The organism is Prochlorococcus marinus, assembly GCF_001180245.1.
Classification (GTDB): Bacteria; Cyanobacteriota; Cyanobacteriia; order PCC-6307; family Cyanobiaceae; genus Prochlorococcus_A; species Prochlorococcus_A marinus_F.
In genome coordinates this window covers 1-474 of record NZ_CVSV01000052.1, presented here as the reverse complement: position 1 = coordinate 474, position 474 = coordinate 1, and the positions used below count along the sequence as shown (strand labels likewise).

Genomic DNA, 474 nt, shown 5'->3' with positions numbered 1-474 from the left:
TAGGAATAAAAAAGGTATCAATAAAAATCCTTTAATAAATAATGAAAAAGGTTGATTAATTATTTGGTGGACGATTAACCAACTAGAAAAGATTGGGAAAATAGTAGAAATAATTTGATGAGAAGCTCTAATATTATTTCTTTTTAAAAATGGTTTTATTAAAAAATCGCCTCTATTTACTTTATGCATATTTCTTTTAATTATTTGATACTAACAATTTTTAAAAAGTATTGATTATTTAATAAACAATAAAAAATAATTTAAAATCATACTAAAGAATAAATTCTTTAGACATAGTTCTCAATTGATCTAAATTTAATCTTTCTAAGTAATTTTTAAAGTCACTAAGATTTTTATTAGAGCCAGAATTTTTACTCTCGTAAAGAAGACTATTAGAAATTAACTCAATAAGATGATCTTTATCCATATCCCCTTATAGACTAAAATTCCTGTTAAAAAAATAAAGGTCTTGAA

At 21.5% G+C, this 474-nt stretch carries 1 protein-coding gene and 1 pseudogene; both read right to left on the bottom strand.

Annotated features, from left to right (window positions below):
* A pseudogene (locus AMO19_RS08665) lies at nt 1–189 on the bottom strand (fatty acid desaturase); the annotation flags it as partial.
* Nucleotides 190–271: 82 nt separating this feature from the next.
* Nucleotides 272–427 (bottom strand): hypothetical protein, encoded by a 156-nt coding sequence (locus tag AMO19_RS08415; RefSeq protein WP_179850477.1) that lies wholly within the window; start codon nt 425–427, stop codon nt 272–274.
* Nucleotides 428–474: the final 47 nt, after the last annotated feature.

Bases quoted from the DNA above. Each gene is read 5' to 3' on its own strand.
- AMO19_RS08415 (WP_179850477.1), bottom strand. From the start codon at position 427: ATGGATAAAGATCATCTTATTGAGTTAATTTCTAATAGTCTTCTTTAC.